Below are 21,127 nucleotides of genomic sequence, written 5' to 3'. Positions count from 1 at the left end.
GGGCGCCGAGGCCGGGTTGTAGAACCAGGCCTTCTGGCCGAGGTACCAGATCGCCGTCCAGTCGCCCTGGATGCCCGCCAGGGCGTACGTCTGACCGGCCGAGGCGCGGGCACCGTGATCCTTGATGTACATGGTGTTCGGGGTGCCGTTCGGGCGCAGCCCCAGGTCGTTGACCAGTGGCGCGGTCGGGCTCGGGGCAGTGCGCAGGATGACCGAGGACGAACCGCGCAGCGGGCAGGGCTCGGGCGTCGGCGGGGGCTCCTCCTGTCCCGGTGGGAATGGCGGCTGCTGGTTGCAGCCGTAGAAGGCCGGCTTGTTCGTCGCGTAGTCCGGGTCGATGGTGACCAGGCCGGTGTGCGGCGTGCCAGTGGACTGGAACGGTGCCTTCAACAGATCGAAGTAGTGCGACCAGTCCCAGTACGGGCCCGGGTCCCAGTGCATCCCGGCGACGTTCCCGGCGGTGATGCCGGGGACGTTGTCGTGGCCGAGGATGTGCTGCCGGTTCAGCGGGATCTGGAACCGCAGGGCCAGGTGCCGGACCAGCTTGGCGGAGGCCCGGTACATGGCCTCGGTGTACCAGGTGCCGTGACCGGCGTAGCCCTCGTGCTCCACGCCGATGGACTTGGCGTTGACGTACCAGTTGCCGGCCTGCCAGCCGACGTCCTTGGCCTTGATGTGCTGGGCCACGTAGCCGTCCACGGAACGCAGTGTGTAGTGCCAGCCCAGGTAGGTCACGTCCTGGACCGCGTTCACACTGCCCCTGAAAGAGCCCTCGGTGTCGTGGATGATGATGTACTCGAGCTTCTGCTGAGCCGGCCGGTTGCCGATGTCGTAGTTGCCGTAGTTGAGGTCGCCGTTCTTGTCGATGTACTCCCCGTACGGCGCCGGGATCCACTCGCAGGCGAGGCGGACCGGGCACTCCAGGCCGTCCGGCCGCTCCGCGCGGCGCAGGCCCAGCTTGTGCAGCCCGGACTCGTCCGGCGTCAGCGCGGTGGCAGCGAGGGTCACCCGCTGGCCGTCGTCGGTGGTCCGGCTGGCGCCCTGGCCGATCTGGTCGTAGACCTCGTCGGCGAAGGCCGCCGCGGCGTCTTCGGTGTCCGCGCCGGAGTAGCGGGCCACCGCGCCGTACCAGGCCGCCGGGTCGCTGCCGGCGCCGGCCGGCCCGCCCAGGTCCTTCTGGTACGACGCGAGCAGCGCCGCGCCGCCCCGGATGTTCGCCACGGCGTCGGTACGCAGCGTCTCCACCGGGATGCCGGTGAGCGCGGCGGCGGCGTCGACGGTCTGCACGGACGCCTGGGGCAGCACGTCGCCGGACGGCGCGGCGGCGACGGCCGGGTCGAGCGTGAGCGGGCGGGACTCGTCGCCGCGCGGGTCCTCGTTCTCGTCCACGTGTGCGCTGGACGGGGTCGAGGCGACCTGCTCGGCGTCGGTGAGGTGCATCGGCCCGTAGCCGCCGCTGGTGCTGGGCTGGCCCGCGTGGGTGTCCCAGCGGGACTCCAGGTACGAGACGCCGAGCAGCACGCTCTGCGGCACGCCGTACTCGTCGGCCGCGGCGGCGTACTGCTGCTGCCTGTCTGCGGCGTCGGTGCTGTTCGGTTCGGCGGCCACCGGACCGGTGGTGCCGAGGGCGGTGGCTGCCGCGACGGCGGCGGCCAGCAGTATCCGTCTGCCCGACGGCGGGGGTGAGAGGTGCATCAAACCTCCAGACAGGGATGGGGGTCACTGCGGTCTCACCCTCACTCCGCACCCGGCTCCCGGTCAATACCTTTCCAGCAGGTAATCCGTACTGAAGGAAACCTTCATCGTGAGTGATCGGGGTGCGAAATTTGCGTACGGAGTGTCACGGCGTCTCGGGTTGCGGATTGATAACAGCGATCTCTACTCTGGTCAGTCGTCGGCCGCCAGTCTCACCGCCCAGCCCGGGTGGTGACGGTCGGACACCGCCGAGTCGCCTCCGGGCGAGCCGGGGACCCAGGTAACTGGGGTGAATCCGCAGCCTCTGTGGTAGGGCGGCTCCCTTCCCGCCCGAACCCGTCAGCTAACCCGGTAGGCGGTCGGGAAGAAGGAGTACGGAGCCCGGTGGCTAACCATGCCCCGCGGCCACCGTCGGCCCGGTCGTTCGACCGGCTGGCGGCTGCGCCGCGTTCACGCTGGTCCCGCTTCACCACCGCCCTCGCCGCCCTGGTCGGCACCGCCGTCATCCTGACCGGCGGCGCCACGGCGGCCCACGCCGACCCGTCGGTCGCCGAGATCGAAGCCCAGATCGACAAGGACTGGAACAAGCTCGAACCGGTCATCGAACAGGTCAACGCCACCCGTGAGGACCTCGCCGCCAAGCGCAAGCAGGCCGCGGCGCTGGCCAAGCAGATCGCCCCGCTGCAGGCCCGGGTCGACCAGGCTCTCGGGCAGGTCGGCGGCCTCGCCGCCGACGCGTACAAGGGGGACAACCTCTCGACGATGAACGCGCTGCTGGGCAGCCGCTCGCCGGGCGAGCTGGTGGACAGCCTCGAGCTGCTCGACCGGTTCGCGCACCGCCAGCAGCAGCAGGTGCAGACGGTGGCCGAGCTGCGCGACCAGCTGGCCGCGAAGAAGAAGCCGCTGGACGAGATGATCGCCAAGCTGGCCCGTACCGAGGCCCAGCTCGCGGCACAGAAGAAGCAGATCGACGCCGAGATCGCCCGGCTGCAGAAGCTGCGGCTCAAGGTGTACGGCAACGGCGGCGGCGGGCCGCTGCGTCCCGCGCCCTGCCCGGCCGGCTACCCGGGTGGCCCCGGTGGAGTCGCGGCCAAGTTCGCCTGCGCCCAGATCGGCAAGATCTACGTCTGGGGCGCCGCCGGCCCGGACCACTACGACTGCTCCGGGCTGACCATGGCCGCCTGGGCCAAGGCCGGCGTCTCGCTGCCGCACAACGCCCGGCAGCAGCACGACGTCACCCGGCGGGTCAGCCGCAATGACCTGCAGGTCGGCGACCTGGTCTTCTACTACAGCGACCTGCACCACGTCGCGTTGTACGTCGGCAACGGCTGGGTGGTGCACGCCTCCCAGTCCGGCAAGCCGATCACGATGAAACGCGTCGACGACGGCCAGATCAACAGTTACGGCCGTCCGGGCTGAGGGGTAAGCAGGGGCTCCCGCGACGCGGGGGCCCCTGCGTCGTCTTTCAGCGGGTCGGCCAGACCCGCCAGTTCTGCCACGACCGGCTCGGGGTCGGCCCGCGCTGCCCCTGGTAGCGCGACCCATAGACCGCCGAACCGTACGGGTGCTCGGCCGGCGAGGAGAGCCGGAAGATGCAGAGCTGGCCGATCTTCATGCCCGGCCAGAGGGTGATCGGCAGGTTCGCCACGTTGGACAGCTCCAGCGTGACGTGCCCGGAGAAGCCGGGGTCGATGAAGCCCGCCGTCGAGTGGGTGAGCAGCCCCAGCCGGCCCAGGCTGGACTTGCCCTCCAGCCTGCCGGCCAGCTGGTCGCCCAGCGAGATCACCTCGAGGGTGGAGGCGAGCACGAACTCGCCCGGGTGCAGCACGAACGGCTCGCCCTCGGGCACCTCCACCATCGACGTCAGGTCGTCCTGCTGGACCGCCGGGTCGATGTGGGTGTAGAGGTGGTTGTTGAAGACCCGGAAGAGCCGGTCCAGACGTACGTCGATGCTGGACGGCTGCACCAGCGTGGGCTCGAAGGGCTCCAGCGCGAGGGTGCCTGCCTTGATCTCGGAGACCAGGTCCCGGTCGGAGAGCAGCATCGGAACACCATAGCGACCGGTACGGGTGACCTGCGTGTCGGACTACATCTTCGTACACGTGTTCGATAGAATGTCCGCATGGCTTCCTGGTCCGAATTCGCCGCCGACGAGCCCCGCCTCGCCGACGAGATCCGCCTTCTCCTGCAGCAGTACGGGCCGGGCTTCGGCTATCTCGCCACGGTCCGCGCCGACGGCGGCCCCCGGGTCCATCCGGTGTCCCCGGTCATCACCGACGACGGGCTCTACTGCTTCGTCATCGACTCGCCCAAGCGTCGCGATCTCGAACGCGACGGCCGCTACGCGTTGCACTCCTTCCCACCCGAGGAGAGCGACGACGAGGCGTACGTGGCCGGCCGGGCCCGCCCGGTGACCGACCCGGGCACGCTGGCTCGGGTGGCCGAGCTCGGCCGGGCCGAGCCGCTGGTCGACTGGCGGCTGTTCGAGTTCACCGTCGACGTGGCGATGCTGACCCGGCGCCACCAGGCGGCCCAGCCAGGCGCCGGCCGGCCGCAGGTGCGGGTCTGGCTCGATCCGCAGGCGACGGCCCCGTCCCGGCGTACGGCGGTCGCCGGCGAGGGTAGGCGCGGCGGCCGGCACGGCTTCGACACCCGCCGCCCGGCCGCCTGAGCACGAAAACGCCGGTGCCGGCCCCGTCCGAGGACAGGGCCGGCACCGGCGGCTCAGTGCTAAGCGCTCAGGCCGCGCGGTAGGCGTTCCACGCGCTGATCATCCGGGACGCCTGGCCGGGGGTGAACTCGTACATGCACGAGTCGTAGGTGTAATCCATGAAGTTGTGGATCGGGTCCAGGCCCGCGGCAGCGCAGGTGTCCCGACCGGTCGGGCACTGGTACGCCGCCGAACCCTCGGCCGGGGTGTCGTCGACGCTGTCGCCCGAGCCGGAGCAGCCACCCTGGAAGGTGTGGTAGAGGTTCAGCCAGTGGCCGATCTCGTGGGTGCCGGTGTCACCCTCGTTGTAGTTGGTCGCGGTGCCGCCGGGCAGCGACTCGTTCAGCGCGACGACGCCGTCCATGCTGTCGAGCTTGCGCTTCGGAAAGGTGGCCCAGCCGAGCAGGTTGTCGCTCAGCTCGCCCAGGTAGATGTTGAGCGTGTTCTTGCCGCCCTCGCGCAGCGACGTCTTCATCTGCCGCTCGGCGGAGGAGCCGTACACAATCGGGTACCAGGCCGGGTTGGTGACCCGGTTGATCTTCGTCAGTTGGAAGCTGAAGGCGGTCGGGACACCCCCGGTGGCGCCGCTGTACGCCTGGTTGAGCACGGTGAGCTGCGAGGTGATCAGCGAGTCCGGGATGTTGCCGCCGGCGCGGGTGCTGTCCCGCTGGATGACGTGCACGACGACCGGGACGGTGACCGTGGCCAGCGGACCGGTGGCCTGGGCGCCGCCGCGGAAGGCGGCCCGCTCGCGCAGGGCGGCGGCGAGGTCGGCCTCGCGCTCGGCGACCTGCTTGGCGGTCAGGCTGTTCGGGTCCAGCTTGGCGCTGCCGCCCTTGGCGACCCGGGCGTCCGAGTGGACGTCGGCCGGCTCGGCGCAGGAGCCACCCGGAGCGGCCGAGAAGGCCGACGCAGCGGGAACGACGCCCACGGCGGCGGTGCTCAGCAGCAGCGCGAGGGTCGTCGTCGCGACGCCGGCGGCACGCCGGGTCAGCAGGTTGGGACGCAGTCCCATGGGCCCACCTCTTTCTGCCGGCGCAACCCTGGGGGTGTGTCACGCCGAGTCGGGGAACGTGGGGGAGACGTTACATCCGATCGACGAATTTGAGAACGCCCATATACCGCCGGCCGTGAAACCTCCTGCCGCTCGGATGCGCCGGCGCCGTTCGAAGATCGTGCCGAGGCGGTTGCGCGGCGGCTGAGACGCGCCACGGGGGTACCTGGGTGCACGGAGGTGGTGACCTCAGGTACAGTGGTCCCGCCTGCGGGTGTAGTTCAATGGCAGAACATCAGCTTCCCAAGCTGACAGTGCGGGTTCGATTCCCGTCACCCGCTCCACGCGCGGAAGCCCTGGTCAGGACGAGAGTCCCAACCAGGGCTGCCGCGTTGTCAGGGGAGCTGAAACAGTCCGTGGGCCATTAGCGCACCTCGGCAGCCGGCCCGTGTCGGATTGCGCTTGCTCGGCCCGAGTGGCGGGGAGGTCAGCTGGTCTGACCGACTTCGTCGACGACAGCGAGGGCCAGCACAGCTGAATATCCCGAGGTGCCGAGGAAAGCATGGGTCTCAGCGTCGAAGGCCAGAACCATTTCCTCCCCTCCGTTCGTCGACGGCCAGGCGATGCCGATGCCTGACCGGCCCGCGCCGTCTGTGACGTTCTCGACGGCGCGTAGGCCCGGCACCGCTGCCGCGGCTTCGTACAGCGCTGCCCGCGACGCCGGTCGCAGATAGCTCTCGGCCAGGTACAGCACGTCCTTGCCGGCGGCGTTCACCGAACCGGGTTCGCCACTGCGATGCTCGGCCAGGTAGGCCCCCATGGCAGTCGCGTCGGTCGGCATGTCGGGGCGGTACGCGGGTTCCGGAGTGCACGGCTCGGTCCGGCCCGGCACCACCTGACCGCCCTTCACCACCGCGGCCCGCCCGTTCCGGCAGCCCGGGACGGGCGTTTCCGTGTTGTTGCCGGCGGAGGATTCCCGTACCAGGCCGTCCCGGGTTCCGTCCACCGACAGCCAGCTCTCATGGGTCGACGGGCCGTCCTGGATCCGGCGGTAGATGAACTGGTCGGGCCGGGGGGTGACGTCGGGCACCTGGAGCGCCGCCGTCGCCGCGTTCCGCAGCACCTGGGTGGCGTTGGCCTTGGCAGCCGGGGCGTCGCCGCCGAACCGATCGGGGGCGAGCACGAGTACCGAGGTGACCGCCGCGGCGATACCCGCCGCCGCCACCCCACTGAGCACGAGCCGCCAGCTCCGTCGGGTCGAGCGCCGGATCGTGGTGGGAGCGGGGGACGCGGGGGTCGTCGCGGCCAACAGCCGGTTGCGGGCCGAGGACAACAGTTCAGGGGTTGCCGGCGGGATCTCGGCACCGAGTTGCCGGAGCAGTTGCAGGTCATCCATTGCTCGATATCTCCTCGATCGCGTTGGTGGGATCGCTGCCAAGCGCCTCGCGCAGCAGCTTGCGGGCGCGGTGGAGTCGTGAACGCACGGTGCCGACCGGGATCGCCAGTGCGCTGGCTGTTTCGTCGTAGGTCAGCTCCTCCCAGGCGATCAGCAGCAGTACGTCGCGATCGCCGGTGGAGAGCTCGGCCAGGGCGCCGAACAACATGTGGCGTAGCGACTGCGCGGTGACCACGGTGGTGACCCGGTCGGCGTGTGACGCCTCGCTCAGCGCGGGGATGTACGCCTGCCGCAGCCGGTACTCGCGTTCCTCCTCCCGCCGGTGCTGGCGGATGAGGTTGGTGGCGATCCCGTACAGCCATGGCCGGGCGTCCGGGTAGGCGGTGTCGAATCGTTCCCGACGACGGAACGCCGCCAGGAACGTCTCGGCAACCAGGTCGTCCGCGGTCCCGGCACCGAGCCGCCTTGCCAGGTAGCGATGGATGTACGGTGCGTGCCGGTCGAAGATCACCGCGAAGCTCTCGGAGTCCCGGAGGGACCGTTCGATGACCGCCGCGTCCGTGAGCGTTCCGAAGTCGACAGCCTTTACTCGTCTTGAACGATGCATGCACGACCTTTCGCAGAGCCGGGAATCATCACCTGTTATCCGTAGGCCGGGGCAAAAGCGGTTCACGGGCTGGCGCTGGTGCCGGGCGAACGCACCCGGCAGGATGGAGCGCCGCCTCTGCCCGGTATGGGGCCAACACTCGGAGCGGGCAGCACTTCCTGCCGCCTCGGGTCAGCGCGCAGGTCACGAGACTGAGCGCTCGCGCCCTCGTAGCTCAGGGGTGGAGCAACGGTTTTCTGCCCAGGGAGGTGCCCCGCCGGTTGGGTCGGGCCATTAGCGGGCCATTACGCCTGGCCGGTCCAGGTCACTCCAGGCCACCTCAAGCGTTGCCGACCTGGCATCTGCGCCGGTTGTCAGCCGATCTTGTACGGTTCCAAGCTGCCAGTGCGGACTCGATCACCGTCACCCGCTCGGTCCGCCTTCTTGCGCCTGCCCCGGCCTCGTCCGAGAAATCAGCCGCCGGCTTCTTGACCGCGTCGTCCACCGCCCGGGTGCTGGCCCGATCCGCCTCCAGAGGTGGCGTGCCGGTGGATCGTGGCCCCTATTCCGGGTAGTAGGTGAGGCGCCCGGTGTTGCTGAATATCTGGTCGGTGCCGTTATGCGAAGGGCTGATGACTCCGGAGTCATAGTCGTCAGTAGGCTGCTTCGCTGATGCAGCATCCCAGTACCAGACTTGACCCACGTAGGCACTGAACGTGCGACGGGCTTTAGCTGGCACGGTGACCGCCTTGTATGGCTTGCAATCAGCGTCATAGAGCCAGAGCGCGAATGGCTCATCGAAGGTCGAGAGAGTGCCGCTGACCGGTGCTCCCCACTGGTCCGTGGGTATGTCGCGCAGGTAGAAGCTGTACAGATCCTGGCCCTTGGTCTGCTGGATGCAAGCCCTGATGAGCTGTCCCGCAGGGGCCACCGGAGCGGATGTCGGCTCGGAGGTAGGCCTGGGTGCAGGTGTAGCTGCAGAAGATGACCGTAGGCGGTTGACGATGCCCCACCTGCCACCGGTCGCGATGTCGATGACAAGCAGCAGGGCCAGAACCGTGGCGAGCCCTCCGCACAGCGCGACGGCAGTAGCCAGGCGGCGGCGTCCGGCCGGCTTTGCGGGTGTCCCCTGAGATGCCAAGTCGCGTCACTCCATCAACTGCGCCCGGGCCACGCCAGATTGGCGGGCGGATAGCGCCTTTCGAACCCCTTGTGGCTCCGCCCGACCGCCGGCTGCACAGTCTACGGCGCTTCCCGCCCCGGCATTGCCCCCGAAATCACAATGCGACCGTCCTGCTCGGTGCCCTACGGCCGTGGTTGGGCTGCACGGCAAGCACCAGGAATGGCTGCGGAACCGGCGGTCACCGCTGCGGGACGGCGGCGGCGAGCCGGTGCAGCAGGGCGAGGTCCGCCCGGTCGACGTCGCGCGGCTCGTAGCCGCCGTGGAACAGCAGTTGCTGGGTCACCGAGATGCAGTCGACCGGGCGACCGGCGATGGTCCCGGTGGTGAGGCAGTCCCTGGGCCAGCGGAAGCTGCTGCCGTCCAGGCCGGCCTGGTGGCCGTCACCGGCCTCGTCGAAGGTCAGCGGGTGCAGGTCCACTCGTCCGCGTCCGGCCGCGACGACCTCGACCCGGACCGGCCGCCAGTCGGTCTCGACGACGTACCCGAGCTGAGCGAGCGCCCGCAGCGCGGCCGCCTCGTGCTCGGCCGGGACGGCCAGGTCCAGATCTCGGTGCGGCCGGGTCTGCTCGCCGACCAGAGCGTCCACGCCCCAGCCGCCGCTGAGCCAGGCCGGGCAGCCGATGGCGGCCAGGGCGTCCAGCACGGAAAGGACCTCCTCGGCGGCCATCCCGGCACCGTCGGCCAGGTCGCGTACGTGCCGGAGACCCGGTTTGCCGCCGAGCAGCACCTCGCCGGCTGGGACGAAACCGGTGCGCCGCAGCACCGCGAGCGACGCCGGGTTCGCCAGCGCCGCCGAGGCGACCAGCCGGCGTAGCCCGTACGCGTCGCGAGCCAGTTCGCAGACCCGGCGTGCGCCGTCCTGGGCCAGGCCCCGGCCGGCCGCCCGTTCGGCCACCCGGTAGCCCAACTCGGCGCTGCCGTCGGCCACGTCGACCAGGTTGAACCGGCCCAGCACGGACCCGTCGTCGTCGACCAGGACGTGGAAGTGGCACTGGCCGGTCGCCTGCTCCGCGAGCCGGTCCGCGTGCACGGCGGCGAACTCCGCGAAGTACCGGTCGCCCCGGTCCGGCACGGACCGCGCGAAGTACGCCCGGTTCTCCCGCTCGAAGCGGAGCAGCGCGGGGGCGTGCCGGGCGTCGAGCCGCTCAAGTTCGGGCATCGCGCCACGCTAGCAACGGACCCGGCCGTCCCGTCACCCGTTTCCGCGCCGGCCTTCGGGGCCGGCCGTCAGTGCGAGCGGAGGTCCGCGAGCAACTCCTCGACGGCGGCGAACTCGTCCGGTCGCAGCGGGCCGTGCGCGAGCGCGCCCGCGTTCTGCTCGACCTGCGCCACGGTGCGGAATCCCGGGATCGGCACGGTGACCTCGCTGCGGGCCCACAGCCAGGCCAGCGCACCCTGGGTGGGGGTACGGCCGCCGGTGGCGAACACCTCGCGCAGGGCCTCCACCCGGGCCAGCCACTCGGGTGCCCCGGCGCCGTCGCGGAAGTAGGTCAGCCACTCGTAGGCCTGCGAGCGTACGTCGTCCCGGGCCACCGTGCGGCCGTCGGCGTACTTGCCGCTGAGCAGTCCCATGGCCAGTGGCCCGCGGTTGATGCTGGCCTGCCCGGCCCGTTCGCACACCTCGATCATCGCCGGCCGGTCGGCCAGCACCGACATGTCGTGCTGCACGGCGGTGCAGTGCGGGCCGGCGGCGGCGAAGGCCGCGGCCCGCTCCGGGTCGTCGGTGCTCCACCCGTACGCCCGAATCTTGCCGGCGGTGACCAGGTCCTCGAGCGGCCCGATGAGGTCCAGGGCCTCCGCCACCGGCAGGTCGCCGAGGTGCAGTTGGTAGAGATCGACGTGCTCGGTGCCGAGTCGCCGCAGCGAGCCGTCCAGGCAGCTGCGCAGGTACCCGACGCTGCCGTCCGTACCGAGCGCCTCCCGGGTCACCTCGTCGAAGGTGAACCCCCACTTCGACGCGATCACCACCCGATCGCGGTCGGCGCCCAGCGCCTTGCCGAGGATCACCTCGCTGTGCCCGGCGCCGTAGCTGCTTGCCGTGTCGAAGAAGGTGACGCCCAGCTCGACCGCCCGGCGGACGGCCCGGATCGACTCCGCGTCGTCGACCCGGCCCCATCCGTACTGGTTGTCGCCGCCCGCGTACGGGCCGCCGATCGCCCAGCACCCCATGCCCAGCGGGCTGACCTCGATCCCGCTCCGTCCCAACGTACGATTCACGACCGCCACTCCCCGTCCGACAACCCGACGTCCTGCCGGGGCACAGTCTCCGGGTTCGAGCGCACTCCAGGTCAAGCCCATCAGGACGGTGGATACCAGCGCAGCTCCACGGTGTTGCCCTCCGGGTCGCGTACGCAGATGGAGGTTCCGCTGCCCTGCGCGCCGAAGCGCGGCACCGGTCCGGTGAGCACGGTGAAGACCCCCGAGTCGGTGTCGCTGGAGGTGCTGGCCGACCACCCGGTGGTGCAGTATCCGGCGGTGACCTCGACCGAGTTCAAGCGCGACCGCACCCCGGACCGCACGCCGTCGGGCCGGCCGGTGCCCGAGGGCCCGGCCGGCAACACCTTCCCGGAGATGCTGGCCCTGGTCGCGATGGGCCGGGGCGTGCTGCCGGTGGGCGAGCAGACCTGCCGCTACCACCCCCGCCCCGACCTGGCGTACGTGCCGATCCACGACGCGCCGCCGATCCTCCGCGGGCCGGTGTGGCTGGCCAGCAATACCACCGCTTGGGTACGCGAGTTCGTCCGCGCCGCGGTCGACGCCAACGAGCCCCTGGGGGACTGAGTGCGAGACGAGATCCGGGCGCTGGTCGAGGCGCTCACCCCGGGGGACGAACTGGAGGCGCGGCACCGCGCCGAGACGCTGGCCTGGCTGGCCGGGACGGCGGACATCTTCCGCCGGGCGAAGCCGCGTACGCCCTCGCCGCATCTGGTCGCGTACTTCCTGCTCCGGGACGTCACGGACGGCGCGGTGCTGCTGGTCGACCACCGCAAGGCAGGGATGTGGCTGCCGACCGGCGGCCACGTCGAGCCGGGTGAGCACCCGGCGGAGACCGTCCGCCGGGAGGTGGTGGAGGAGTTGGGCGTGCGAGCCGTCTTCGCCCCGCCCCACGGCGCGCACCCGGCCTTCCTCACCGTCACCGAGACGGTCGGTCCGCCGGCCGACCGGCACACCGACGTCAGCCTCTGGTACGTGCTGAGCGGCAGCCGCGACCAGCAGTTGGTCCCCGACCCGGGCGAGTTCCGGGGCGTCCGCTGGTGGACGCCCCGGGAGGTGGCCGGAGCCGAGCCGGGAACGGTCGAGCCGCACCTGACCCGGATGCTCGCCAAGCTCAGCCGAGGCTGACGGTCAGCGGCCGAGGGGCAATGCCTTGACCCTGCCCCTGCGGCAAGGCCCAGCGTGGTCCGTGCCGGTCGCCGTGACCGGCACGAGGAGGATGTGTCCGTGGAGCTGCTGACCATCGGGGCGTTCGCCCGAGCGGCGCGCCTGACGCCCAAGGCGTTGCGGCTCTACGACGAGCTGGGGCTGCTCCCGCCCGTCGCCGTCGACCCGCACTCGGGCTACCGGTACTACGAGCCGGCGCAGCTCGACCGGGCCCGGCTGATCGCCGCGCTGCGCCGGGCCGGGATGCCGCTGGCCGACATCCAGGCCGTCTGCGGCCTGCCGCCGGTGGCGGCGGCCGAGGCGGTCGACGCCTGGTGGCGCCGGGTCAGCGCCGACACGGCGGCCCGCGGACGCGTCGTCGCGCTCCTCGTCGACCAGCTCTCCGAAAGGGGCGCCACCATGTCCGTACCCACCTTCCGATACGCCGTCCGCTGTACGGCCGGCGCGGTCCGGGACTCCAACGAGGACACGGCGTACGCCAGCGACACGCTGCTCGCCGTGGCCGACGGCCTGCGCGGTCCGGGCGGCGCCGCCGCCAGCACCGCCGCCGTCGACGCGCTCCGGCCGCTGGAACTGGCCGACGCGCCGGCCGCCGAACTGCTCGCCACACTGGCCGACGCGGTCACCACGGCCGACCGGACGGTACGCATGCACGCCGCCGACGGGCACCAGCCGGTCACCACGCTCACCGCCATCCTGCGGCGCGGCACCCAGCTCGCCCTGGTACACGTCGGCGACACCCGGGCGTACCTGCTGCGCGGGGGCGAGCTGTCCCGGCTGACCCAGGACCACACGTACGTGCAGGCGCAGGTCGACCAGGGGCGGCTGACCCCGGCGGAGGCGGCCGCGCACCCACAGCGGGCCCTGCTGTCCCGTGCGCTCGGCGCCGGGGCCCCGGTCGAGGCGGACCTCGCGCTCCGGACCGCCCTGGTCGGCGACCGCTACCTGCTCTGCTCCGACGGGCTCTCCGCGGTGGTCGGGCCGGCGGCGCTGCGGGCGACGCTCGCCGGGGCGGACGACCCGGAGGCCGCCGTCGGGCGCCTGGTCGACCTCGCGTACGCCGAGGGCGCGCCGGACAACATCGCCGTCGTGGTCGCCGACGTGGTCACGGGGTAGCGCGGAATCCCGGGCCGGCCCGACCGGCCCGGGGACCGTACCCTGGTGATCATGCGGATTGGCATCGTGATCCTCCCCGACCAGCGCTGGTCGGACTCGCAGCGGCGCTGGCGGCAGGCGGACGAGTGGGGCTTCGACCACGCCTGGACGTACGACCACCTGGGCTGGCGCGATCTGGTCGACGGCCCCTGGTTCGACTCGATGACCACCCTGACCGCCGCCGCGACGGTGACCTCCCGGATCCGCCTCGGCACCCTGGTCGCGTCGCCCAACTTCCGGCACCCGGCGGCGTTCGCCCGGCAGGTGACCGCCGTGGACGACGTCTCCGGCGGCCGGCTGCTGCTGGGGCTCGGTGCGGGCGGCATCGGCTTCGACGCCACCGTGCTCGGCGGGGAGACCCTGCCGCCCCGGCAGCGGGTCGACCGGTTCGCCGAGTTTACCGAGCTGCTGGACCTGATCCTCCGGGAGGACGGCACCACCTGGCGCGGCGAGTGGTTCGCCGCCGTCGATGCCCGGAACAACCCCGGCTGCCTGCAGCGGCCCCGGGTGCCGTTCGTGGTCGCCGCGAACGGCACCCGCTCGATGCGGCTGGTCGCCCGGTACGGCCAGGGCTGGGTGACCACCGGGCTTGGTGGGGACGACCTGGAGAGCTGGTGGGCCACGGTCGCGGACCTCGCCGGCCGGATGGACGAGTCGCTGGAGAAGGCGGGCCGAGATCCGGCCACCCTGGACCGCTACCTGTCGCTCGACGCGGCGCCGGCCTTCTCGCTCAGCGGCGCGGACTTCTTCGCCGAGCAGGTCGCGCGCGCGGCGCGGCTGGGCTTCACCGACGTGGTGACGCACTGGCCCCGGGCCAGCAGCTGGTACGCGGGCGACGAGGCGGTGCTGGTGGCGGCGGCCGATTTGCTCCCGGAGTTGCGCCGGCTGTGACCGGCCGGTCGGTCAGGTGCCCAGGTCGCCGGTGCTGATTCCGCCGTCCCCGGCGGAGACCAGCCGGAACCGGATGCAGACCACCTGGCTGTCGTCGTCGACCGGGAAGCCCACCTGCGCCCAGTAGCGGCGGTGCCCCTCCCGCCACTCCTCGATCGACCGGTCGCCCTCCCCTTCCGAGCGGGCGAAGTCCCAGGTGACGTCCGCGAAGCGGACCACCTCCACCTCGGTCACCTCGACGACGCCGACCAGCGCGTCCCGGTCGTCGACCAGGACCAGCCGCTCACCGACGTGCTCCAGCTCCTCGTTCTCCTCGGCGTACTCGTCGGTCAACAGGCCGGCGGTGGCGGTCTTCACGCCGGCCAGCACGAGGGTGTTGAGGTTGGCGCGCATCTCGCCGGGGGCGCCGAGGGCGAGCGTGCGGAGTCCACCGATCCGAGGCCACATCCTGCCGAGGCTAGTCGCGGCGCGCCCGCCGGTCGCGGGGTTTTCCGGCTAGCCTGAGCACCGGCCAATGAGGAGGCGACCATGGCGGACCGCCGGGCGGTGCTCATCCCGGGCCGGGGCTACGACACCCGCGCCCCACTCTTCGCGTACGTCGGGGAGGCGCTGCGCCGCCTCGACTTCGACGTCCACGAGGTCTTCTGGCAGCCGCCCCGGGACCTGCGCATCGATCAGGCTCCCGTCTGGGTGGCCGAGCAGGTGGCGCCGCTCCTCGACGGCGGCGTCGACCTGCTGGTGGGCAAGTCGCTGGGCAGCTTCGCCACCCCGCTCGCCGCCGACCGGGGAGTGCCGGCGGTCTGGCTGACCCCGCTGCTGAACAACCCGGACGTGCTGGCCCCACTCGGCCGGGCGACCGCACCGTGCCTGCTGGTCGGCGGCACCGCCGACCCGTCCTGGGACGGCGAGGTGGCGCGCCGGCTCAGCCGGCACGTGCTGGAGGTGCCGGACGCCGACCACTCGATGCTGGTGCCCGGCCCGCTGGCCCGCTCCGCCGAGGCGCTGGGCCGGGTCTGCACCGCCGTGGAGGAGTTCGTCAGATGAGCCGGCCGGCGTAGTCGGCCGCCGCCAGCACCCGCGCGTCGCCGGTCGCCGCGTGCGCCTCCAGCACCGCGTCGGCGAGCTTCACCACGTGGGCGTCACCGTGCCGGGCCGCCCGCGCGAATACCTCGTCGGGCGGCCGGAGCGTCACCGTGGCCCCGGCGGCCGGTGTGGGTGGGGCGTACACCGAGGTCACGGCGGCCGTGGCCGACCAGGCCGCGGCGACGCTCGGCGCCCACAGCGCCGGGTCCAGGGCCGGCAGGGTACGCAGCACCGCGGTCGGCGCGGTCACCGCGTGCACCAGCATCACCGGATTGCCGTGTCCGAACCGTAGGTATTCCAGGCCGGTGCGGTGCACCAGCTCGGTGAGGGTCCGCGCGGCCCCCGCCGGGTCGGCCGGCGGGTGCAGCGCGGTCGCCGCGACGGCCCAGTCCGGTAGGTCGGGCAGCCGGCCCAACCGTTCGCGGATCCCGCCGGTCTGCTCGGGGAGGCGGGGCACCCCGGCCAGCGCGGCGGCCACGCCGGATCGTCCGGTGAGTGGGCCGGCCCCGGGCACCGGTTGCCAGCGGGCCGCCCAGTAGCCGAGCGCCTGCCCCAACTCGGCGAGCCGCGCCGGGTTCGCCCCGTCGGTACGCAGCACCCGTACGGCGTGGCCGACCCGGATGACGCCGTGGGTGGCCCCGGCCGCGATGCCCGGCAGCAGCCGCGGCCACCAGGTGCCGAGCACCTCCGGCCAGGGGTGTTCGCGCAGCTCGTGGTCGAAGTGGACGAGCCAGTCGCCGGCCCGCTTCGGGTCGCCGAGCGCGGCCCGCCAGTCGTCGATCGGACGCAGCCCGCGCGGCAGGTCGTCCAGCCGGCCGAGGTAGTCGTCGAGCCAGCGGTGCACCCGGGCGCCGTGGCCGTGCCGGACCAGCGCCTCGACCGCCATCGGTCCGTGGTTGGAGAGCCAGCCCTCGAATTCGGGGCCGGTGCGGTGCAGTCGTTCGTACGCTTCGTCGAGGATTCCGTCGCCCATGCGGTGATCGTCGATGCTCAACCGCGGTTGAGGTCAAGCGCTCACAGCCGGTCCCCGGTGAGCAGCGCGCGCAGCCGGAGCCGTTCGGCGGCCGCCGGCGGGCAGGTGGTCACGACGGCGGCCGCCCCGACCACTTCGGCCCCGGCGCCCGACACCAGCCGGTGCAGCGCGTCGAGCTGGGCGCCGCTGTCCACCCAGTCGTCGACGAGCAGCACCCGGTCGGCGGGGCCGAGCCGGACGGTGTCCAGGCCGAGCCGCTGGCGTCGGCCCCGGTGGTCGGGTGGCGTCTCCGCCCAGCGCAGCGCCCCGACCCGCCGCCGCTCACCCCCGTCCTTGTACGCGGGCAGGAAGCCGGCGCCGGCGGCCACCGCGACCAGCGGGCCGAGCAGCAGCCCGGACACCTCGGGGGCGACCACGACGGTGGGCCGGGTGGCCGGGAACAGGCCGGCCAGGGCGGGCCCGAGGTCGGCCAGCACCTCCGGATCGCGCCACCAGCCGGCGGTGTCGCTGACCAGATGACTGCTGTCCGGGCCGGGGTCGACCCAGCGGAACAGCTCGACCAGACGTTGGCTCAGCACGGCTCCCATCCTCGGGTACCGACGCCAGGTGCTGCGGCACCGGCCCCGGCCAGCGATCCTTCCTCCGTTCGGTGGAGGGCAGATGGCCTGATCGGCTACACGTACCGGGGTAAATACGGGCATAGCACGATGATCACGTTGACTTCGGAAGTACTTCTCTCGTTACGGTCCCAGCCGGTTTGTTCCGCTGACGAAAGGACCGGGTGGTGGCTGGTAGGCATCTCCGTACCCGCAAGTTCTCGCCCGCCGGCATCGCCGCCACCGCGGCCGTCGGCGTGGTGCTCGCCGTCGGCGGCACCGTCGGCGCGGTCCAGTTGACCTCGGCCGAGCCCGCCGCCGAGCCCGCCGCCGAGCCGACCGTCGCCGAGGTGCTGCCCAGCACCCTGGCCCCCAGTTCCCCCTCCGCCTCGCCGAGCGCCTCGCCGAGCCTCAGCCCGTCGCCGAAGGCCACCCCCAGCCCGACCGCGACCCGTACCCAGGCGGCCTCGCGGAGCAAGACCCGGACCGCCAGCCCCAAGCCCACCGCGACGAAGACCACCTCCTCCCCGAAGGTCGTGAACAGCGGTTCCTGCGGCGCGTCCTTCTACGACGAGGGTCAGATGACCGCGAACGGGGAGACCTTCAACCCGGATGCGCTGACCGCCGCGCACAAGACGCTGCCTTTCAACACCAGGGTCCGGGTGACCAACCCGGCCAACGGCAAGTCGGTGACCGTGCGGATCAACGACCGCGGCCCGTACGTCGATGGCCGGTGCCTGGACCTGTCCCGGGCGGCCTTCGCGGCCATCGCGTCGACCGACCTCGGCGAGATCGACGTCAGGTACGAGGTCCTCGGCTGACGGCTGACCCGCGTCGAACGGGCCGGCGGGGTCGGACGGAAGTTCCATGGACCACCCGCCAGGCTCATTCTCCCGGTCACGTCCATCAGGCATGCTGTCCGATGTACGCACGCAACCTCTCCAGTCGGGCCGCGGCCCGCTGAGCCCCGGATCCCGCGCCGGCATCGGCGCGGCCCTCGGGCTGCTCGCACTCGTCTCCGCGGTGGAGTTGGCGGACGGCCGTCCGGTGCACTACCTCGCGCTGATGGCGTCCGCCCCGCTCCTGGCCGCCGCGTTGGCGTCGTGGCGGGTGGTGCTCGGGCTGGGGGTGCTCGCCACCGGGATCGGCGCGGCCTTCGCGATCGCCGAGGAAACCACCTCCGTGGTCACCGCGGCCAGCGTCGCGGGAATCGCGCTCGCCGCCGCGATCGCCACCGCCGTCGCGGCGGTGAGCCAGCGCCAGTCCGAGCGGATCGCCGAGTTGTCCCGGCTCGCCTCGGTCGCCCAGCAGGCGGTGCTCCGGCCGCTCGGCCCGCAGGTCGGCACGCTCGCGGTGGCCGCCCGCTACATCTCCTCCACCGCCACTGCGGAGATCGGCGGCGACCTGTACGAGGTGATGGACACCCCGTACGGCGTCCGCATGATCATCGGCGACGTCCGGGGCAAGGGCCTGGACGCCGTCCGGCTGGCCAGCATCGTGCTCGGCTCCTACCGGCACGTCGCGTACGAGCGGGCCGACCTGCGGGCCGTGGTGACCGACCTGGACCGGGCGGTGGCCCGCAACGTGGGCGACGAGGACTTCGTCACCGCCGCGCTGGTCGAGGAGCGCGGCGGCACCCTCACCATCGTCAACTGTGGACACCCGCCGCCGCTGCTGCTGCGCCGGGGCGCGGTGATCCCACTCGAGCCCGCGGCGCCCGCACCCCCGCTGGGCTTCATGCCGGTGGTCCGGCCCCGGGTGGAGCGACTCGAGCCGGGCGACCGGCTGCTGCTCTTCACCGACGGGCTCGGCGAGGCCCGCCGGGACGGCGAGTTCTTCCCGACCGCCGACCGGGCCTGGCGGCTGCTCGGCCACGGCACGGTCGCCGACGGTCTGGCCTCGCTGGAGACCGCGCTGGTGGAGTGGGTGCACGGCCGGCTGGACGACGACATCGCGCTGGTGCTGATGGAATACACCGGCCCGAGCAGCGGCGTGACCGCCGCCGTGCCGAGCTGGGAGGTCGGCGCGGCCGAGAGCTGACGCCTCCCGGCCCGGTCAGCCCTCGGCCAGTTCCTCGGTGGCCCGCCGCCCGGCCTCCCCGGCCCGGCGCAGGAAGTCGGCGATCACCTCCAGTTGGGCCTCGTCGTACCCGGCGCAGATCTGGTCCATCGTGGCGTTCATCCCGGCGTAGAGCTGGAAGAGTTCGCCGTTGCGCTCGCGCAGGGCGCGGACCGTCACCGAGCGGCGGTCGGTGGCGTCCGGGTCCCGCTCGCGCACGATCCAGCCGCCCCGCTGGAGCCGGTCCAGGATGCCGGTCATGGTGGCCGGATGCAGGCCGGCCCGGCGGGCCAGCGCGCCGGGACTGAGCGGTCCGTGCCGGGCGATCAGGTCGAGACAGTCCAGGTCCACGTCGCGTAGCGAGAGGCGTACGCCGACGTGGTGGTTGAGCAGCGCGAGCTGGTTGTTCAGCTCGCGCATGGCCTCCTTGATCCGGGTGGCCGACCGGCGACGTCGGCGGGCGTCCGCAGAACCTACGGAACTCATATTGTTTGAACCTCGTATCAACTGTTACGGTTTCCATATCTTACGGGATTCGGCCGCCAGTGGCGGCGATCGACGGAGGAGTGGCGGATGAAGCTCACGATCTTCGGGGCCAGCGGTGGGATCGGTCGGCACCTCGTCGACCAGGCGCTGGCTGCCGATCACGACGTCACGGCAGTGGTCCGCGATCCGGCCCGGCTGCCCGGCACCGCCGCCCGGGTGGTCACCGCGGACCTGGCGGCGGCGGACCGGACGGCGCTGCGAGCTGCGCTCGACGGCGCCGACGCGGTGCTCTCCGGCCTCGGCCCCCGCTCCCGGGCCGACGCCGGGGTGGCGTCCCGCGGCACCCGGACGATCACCGAGGCGATGACCGGATCGGGCGTACGGCGGCTCGTGGTGGTCAGCGCCGCGCCGGTAGGTGTGGTGCCGTCCCCCGGCCGGCCCAACCCACCCCGGTACGACCCGGGCGACGGTCCGCTGATGCGCTTCGTGCTCGGGCCGGCGATCCGGCGGGTGTTGCGGCGGCACTACGTCGACCTCGCGCTGATGGAGGAGGAATTGCGGGAGGGTGCCCTGGACTGGACCGTGGTCCGGCCGCCCCGGCTGACCGACGGCCCGCTGACCGCTGCGTACCGCACCGCGTACGGGCGCAACATCCGGGGTGGGCTCCGGGTGTCCCGGGCCGACGTCGCCCACCTCATGCTCGCCCTGCTCGACCGGCCCGATTCGGTGCGGCAGACGGTCGGCGTCGCCGACTGAGGTGACCGCTTCCCCGGGTGGTTGGAAGCTGAACCGGAGGTGTGTAATCGCTGTCACTTCCGTGATCGGCTTGTCGTTACCTACCGGCGAGTAATACAGTCGGGGTTACTGATCGGTAACACCTGTCCGGGAAGCGGGGCCAGCGAGCATGACCCACTACAAGAGCAACGTTCGGGACCTCGAGTTCAACCTGTTCGAGGTCTTCGGGGCGGACCGGACGTTCGGCCAGGAGCCGTACACGGACCTGGACGTCGACACCGCCCGCAGCTTCCTCTCCGAGGTCGACCGCCTGGCCCGCGAGGACCTGGCCGCCAGCTACTCGGACAGTGACCGCAACCCGCCGGTCTTCGACCCGGCGACGCACACCGCGCCGCTGCCCGAGTCGTTCAAGAAGTCGTTCCACGCCTTCATGGAGTCGGAGTTCTGGCGGCTCGACCTGCCCGAGGCCCTGGGTGGCACCAACGCCCCACGCACCCTCTGGTGGTCGCTCGCCGAGTTGGTGCTCGGCGCGAACGCTCCCATCTGGATGTACGCCTCCGGCCCGTCCTTCGCGCACGTACTGCACGTCGAGGGCACCGAGCGGCAGCAGAAGTGGGCCAAGCTCTTCATCGAGAAGCAGTGGGGCTCGACCATGGTGCTCACCGAGCCGGACGCCGGCTCGGACGTCGGCGCCGGCCGTACCCGGGCCGTCCCGCAGCCGGACGGCTCCTGGCACATCGAGGGCGTCAAGCGCTTCATCACCTCGGGTGAGCACGACCTCTCCGACAACATCGTCCACTACGTGCTGGCCCGCCCAGTCGGCGTGGAGGGCGTCGGCGGCCCGGGCACCAAGGGCCTCTCCCTCTTCGTGGTGCCGAAGTACCACTTCGACGAGGAGACCGGCGAGCTGGGCGAGCGCAACGGTGTCTTCGCCACCAACGTCGAGCACAAGATGGGCCTGAAGGTCTCCAACACCTGCGAGATGACCTTCGGCGAGCACGGCGTACCGGCCAAGGGCTGGCTGCTCGGCGACAAGCACGACGGCATCCGGCAGATGTTCATGATCATCGAGTACGCCCGGATGATGGTCGGCACCAAGGCGATCGCCACCCTCTCCACCGGCTACCTGAACGCGCTGGAGTACGCCAAGAACCGGGTGCAGGGCGCCGACCTGACCCAGATGACCGACAAGGCCGCTCCCCGGG

The 21,127-nt window shown here is 72.0% G+C and carries 23 protein-coding genes, 1 tRNA gene and 1 riboswitch; of the genes, 12 read left to right on the top strand and 12 right to left on the bottom strand.

From position 1 onward, the window contains the following. Positions 1–1,695: N-acetylmuramoyl-L-alanine amidase (locus ONA70_RS23025; RefSeq protein ID WP_265008552.1), on the bottom strand; the 1,695-nt coding region annotated here is incomplete at its 3' end. Positions 1,696–1,931: 236 nt separating this feature from the next. Continuing rightward, a riboswitch (cyclic di-AMP (ydaO/yuaA leader) is annotated at positions 1,932–2,067 on the top strand. Positions 2,068–2,079: 12 nt separating this feature from the next. Here ONA70_RS23025 and ONA70_RS23020 point away from each other — a divergent pair. Beyond that, entirely contained in the window at positions 2,080–3,114 is a 1,035-nt protein-coding gene (locus ONA70_RS23020) for a C40 family peptidase (RefSeq protein ID WP_265008551.1), read from the top strand. A 46-nt stretch (positions 3,115–3,160) separates the two neighbouring features. Here ONA70_RS23020 and dcd read toward each other — a convergent pair whose 3' ends face one another. Next, positions 3,161–3,739, bottom strand: coding sequence for a dCTP deaminase (gene dcd, locus ONA70_RS23015; protein WP_265008550.1), 579 nt, complete (start codon positions 3,737–3,739; stop codon positions 3,161–3,163). Between the two features lie 78 nt (positions 3,740–3,817). Here dcd and ONA70_RS23010 point away from each other — a divergent pair, with 78 nt between their 5' ends. Further along, positions 3,818–4,366, top strand: coding sequence for a pyridoxamine 5'-phosphate oxidase family protein (locus ONA70_RS23010; protein ID WP_265008549.1), 549 nt, complete (start codon positions 3,818–3,820; stop codon positions 4,364–4,366). A 67-nt stretch (positions 4,367–4,433) separates the two neighbouring features. On the opposite strand, the gene ONA70_RS23005 is transcribed toward ONA70_RS23010, so the two are convergent. After that, entirely contained in the window at positions 4,434–5,420 is a 987-nt protein-coding gene (locus ONA70_RS23005) for a zinc metalloprotease (RefSeq protein WP_265008548.1), read from the bottom strand. Positions 5,421–5,669: 249 nt separating this feature from the next. Between ONA70_RS23005 and ONA70_RS23000 the strand changes: the two genes are divergently transcribed. Further along, positions 5,670–5,743 (top strand) — tRNA-Gly (locus ONA70_RS23000). Between the two features lie 143 nt (positions 5,744–5,886). Here the strand turns inward: ONA70_RS23000 and ONA70_RS22995 are convergent. From ONA70_RS22995 to ONA70_RS22975, 5 genes are all read right to left on the bottom strand, one after another. After that, positions 5,887–6,795 carry a CU044_5270 family protein gene (locus ONA70_RS22995; RefSeq protein ID WP_265008547.1) on the bottom strand — a complete coding sequence of 303 codons (909 nt, stop codon included), beginning with the start codon at positions 6,793–6,795 and terminating at the stop codon, positions 5,887–5,889. After that, the gene (locus tag ONA70_RS22990) at positions 6,788–7,402 is read right to left on the bottom strand and encodes an RNA polymerase sigma factor (protein ID WP_265008546.1); all 615 of its coding nucleotides are present in this window, start codon (positions 7,400–7,402) and stop codon (positions 6,788–6,790) included. The genes ONA70_RS22995 and ONA70_RS22990 overlap by 8 nt, the downstream gene beginning before the upstream one ends. A gap of 541 nt (positions 7,403–7,943) precedes the next feature. Beyond that, a complete protein-coding gene (locus tag ONA70_RS22985) occupies positions 7,944–8,522 on the bottom strand; it encodes a hypothetical protein (RefSeq protein WP_265008545.1) in 579 nt (192 codons plus the stop codon). 220 nt (positions 8,523–8,742) lie between these two features. Next, positions 8,743–9,723 (bottom strand): GNAT family N-acetyltransferase, encoded by a 981-nt coding sequence (locus ONA70_RS22980; RefSeq protein ID WP_265008544.1) that lies wholly within the window; start codon positions 9,721–9,723, stop codon positions 8,743–8,745. A 68-nt stretch (positions 9,724–9,791) separates the two neighbouring features. Continuing rightward, positions 9,792–10,790, bottom strand: coding sequence for an aldo/keto reductase (locus ONA70_RS22975; RefSeq protein ID WP_265008543.1), 999 nt, complete (start codon positions 10,788–10,790; stop codon positions 9,792–9,794). Positions 10,791–10,973: 183 nt separating this feature from the next. Here ONA70_RS22975 and ONA70_RS22970 point away from each other — a divergent pair, with 183 nt between their 5' ends. The 4 genes from ONA70_RS22970 (at position 10,974) to ONA70_RS22955 (ending at position 13,991) form a co-directional block, all read left to right on the top strand. Continuing rightward, a complete protein-coding gene (locus tag ONA70_RS22970; RefSeq protein WP_265008542.1) occupies positions 10,974–11,345 on the top strand; it encodes a type 2 periplasmic-binding domain-containing protein in 372 nt (123 codons plus the stop codon). Continuing rightward, on the top strand, positions 11,346–11,906 hold the full coding sequence (locus ONA70_RS22965; protein WP_265008541.1) for an NUDIX hydrolase: 561 nt from the start codon (positions 11,346–11,348) through the stop codon (positions 11,904–11,906). 99 nt (positions 11,907–12,005) lie between these two features. Next, on the top strand, positions 12,006–13,061 hold the full coding sequence (locus ONA70_RS22960; protein ID WP_265008540.1) for a MerR family transcriptional regulator: 1,056 nt from the start codon (positions 12,006–12,008) through the stop codon (positions 13,059–13,061). 45 nt (positions 13,062–13,106) lie between these two features. Continuing rightward, positions 13,107–13,991 carry an LLM class flavin-dependent oxidoreductase gene (locus ONA70_RS22955; RefSeq protein WP_265008539.1) on the top strand — a complete coding sequence of 295 codons (885 nt, stop codon included), beginning with the start codon at positions 13,107–13,109 and terminating at the stop codon, positions 13,989–13,991. Positions 13,992–14,003: 12 nt separating this feature from the next. Here the strand turns inward: ONA70_RS22955 and ONA70_RS22950 are convergent, their stop codons facing one another. Next, entirely contained in the window at positions 14,004–14,438 is a 435-nt protein-coding gene (locus ONA70_RS22950) for an ASCH domain-containing protein (protein ID WP_265008538.1), read from the bottom strand. 81 nt (positions 14,439–14,519) lie between these two features. Here ONA70_RS22950 and ONA70_RS22945 point away from each other — a divergent pair, with 81 nt between their 5' ends. Next, complete coding sequence (locus ONA70_RS22945) at positions 14,520–15,035, top strand: alpha/beta hydrolase (protein ID WP_265008537.1); 516 nt, start codon at positions 14,520–14,522, stop codon at positions 15,033–15,035. Here ONA70_RS22945 and ONA70_RS22940 read toward each other — a convergent pair. After that, a complete protein-coding gene (locus ONA70_RS22940) occupies positions 15,028–16,047 on the bottom strand; it encodes a questin oxidase family protein (protein WP_265008536.1) in 1,020 nt (339 codons plus the stop codon). The two genes, ONA70_RS22945 and ONA70_RS22940, sit on opposite strands and share 8 nt — an antisense overlap. A gap of 41 nt (positions 16,048–16,088) precedes the next feature. Continuing rightward, complete coding sequence (locus ONA70_RS22935) at positions 16,089–16,634, bottom strand: phosphoribosyltransferase (protein WP_265008535.1); 546 nt, start codon at positions 16,632–16,634, stop codon at positions 16,089–16,091. A 197-nt stretch (positions 16,635–16,831) separates the two neighbouring features. Here ONA70_RS22935 and ONA70_RS22930 point away from each other — a divergent pair, with 197 nt between their 5' ends. Beyond that, a complete protein-coding gene (locus tag ONA70_RS22930) occupies positions 16,832–17,464 on the top strand; it encodes a septal ring lytic transglycosylase RlpA family protein (RefSeq protein ID WP_265008534.1) in 633 nt (210 codons plus the stop codon). Positions 17,465–17,555: 91 nt separating this feature from the next. Beyond that, entirely contained in the window at positions 17,556–18,683 is a 1,128-nt protein-coding gene (locus ONA70_RS22925) for a PP2C family protein-serine/threonine phosphatase (RefSeq protein WP_265008533.1), read from the top strand. Between the two features lie 15 nt (positions 18,684–18,698). Here ONA70_RS22925 and ONA70_RS22920 read toward each other — a convergent pair whose 3' ends face one another. Beyond that, entirely contained in the window at positions 18,699–19,187 is a 489-nt protein-coding gene (locus ONA70_RS22920; protein ID WP_265008532.1) for a MarR family transcriptional regulator, read from the bottom strand. Positions 19,188–19,274: 87 nt separating this feature from the next. On the opposite strand from ONA70_RS22920, the gene ONA70_RS22915 reads away from it, so the two are divergent. Together ONA70_RS22915 and ONA70_RS22910 are read left to right on the top strand one after the other, a co-directional pair. Next, the gene (locus ONA70_RS22915) at positions 19,275–19,943 is read left to right on the top strand and encodes an NAD(P)-dependent oxidoreductase (RefSeq protein ID WP_265008531.1); all 669 of its coding nucleotides are present in this window, start codon (positions 19,275–19,277) and stop codon (positions 19,941–19,943) included. Positions 19,944–20,091: 148 nt separating this feature from the next. Then, positions 20,092–21,127, top strand: a 1,036-nt coding sequence (locus tag ONA70_RS22910; protein ID WP_265008530.1) for an acyl-CoA dehydrogenase family protein, incomplete at its 3' end; no start/stop codon positions are given.

The organism is Micromonospora yasonensis (assembly GCF_026013475.1).
Taxonomy (GTDB): Bacteria; Actinomycetota; Actinomycetes; order Mycobacteriales; family Micromonosporaceae; genus Micromonospora; species Micromonospora yasonensis.
The sequence above is the reverse complement of the archived record's forward strand: the minus strand, read 5'-3'. Positions and strand labels throughout refer to the sequence as shown.

Bases quoted from the DNA above. Each gene is read 5' to 3' on its own strand.
- ONA70_RS22945 (WP_265008537.1), top strand. From the start codon at position 14,520: ATGGCGGACCGCCGGGCGGTGCTCATCCCGGGCCGGGGCTACGACACC.
- ONA70_RS22980 (WP_265008544.1), bottom strand. From the start codon at position 9,723: ATGCCCGAACTTGAGCGGCTCGACGCCCGGCACGCCCCCGCGCTGCTC.
- ONA70_RS22990 (WP_265008546.1), bottom strand. From the start codon at position 7,402: ATGCATCGTTCAAGACGAGTAAAGGCTGTCGACTTCGGAACGCTCACG.
- ONA70_RS23010 (WP_265008549.1), top strand. From the start codon at position 3,818: ATGGCTTCCTGGTCCGAATTCGCCGCCGACGAGCCCCGCCTCGCCGAC.
- ONA70_RS22920 (WP_265008532.1), bottom strand. From the start codon at position 19,187: ATGAGTTCCGTAGGTTCTGCGGACGCCCGCCGACGTCGCCGGTCGGCC.
- ONA70_RS22915 (WP_265008531.1), top strand. From the start codon at position 19,275: ATGAAGCTCACGATCTTCGGGGCCAGCGGTGGGATCGGTCGGCACCTC.
- ONA70_RS22995 (WP_265008547.1), bottom strand. From the start codon at position 6,795: ATGGATGACCTGCAACTGCTCCGGCAACTCGGTGCCGAGATCCCGCCG.
- ONA70_RS22935 (WP_265008535.1), bottom strand. From the start codon at position 16,634: ATGGGAGCCGTGCTGAGCCAACGTCTGGTCGAGCTGTTCCGCTGGGTC.
- ONA70_RS22950 (WP_265008538.1), bottom strand. From the start codon at position 14,438: ATGTGGCCTCGGATCGGTGGACTCCGCACGCTCGCCCTCGGCGCCCCC.
- ONA70_RS23005 (WP_265008548.1), bottom strand. From the start codon at position 5,420: ATGGGACTGCGTCCCAACCTGCTGACCCGGCGTGCCGCCGGCGTCGCG.
- ONA70_RS22925 (WP_265008533.1), top strand. From the start codon at position 17,556: ATGCTGTCCGATGTACGCACGCAACCTCTCCAGTCGGGCCGCGGCCCG.
- ONA70_RS22940 (WP_265008536.1), bottom strand. From the start codon at position 16,047: ATGGGCGACGGAATCCTCGACGAAGCGTACGAACGACTGCACCGCACC.
- dcd (WP_265008550.1), bottom strand. From the start codon at position 3,739: ATGCTGCTCTCCGACCGGGACCTGGTCTCCGAGATCAAGGCAGGCACC.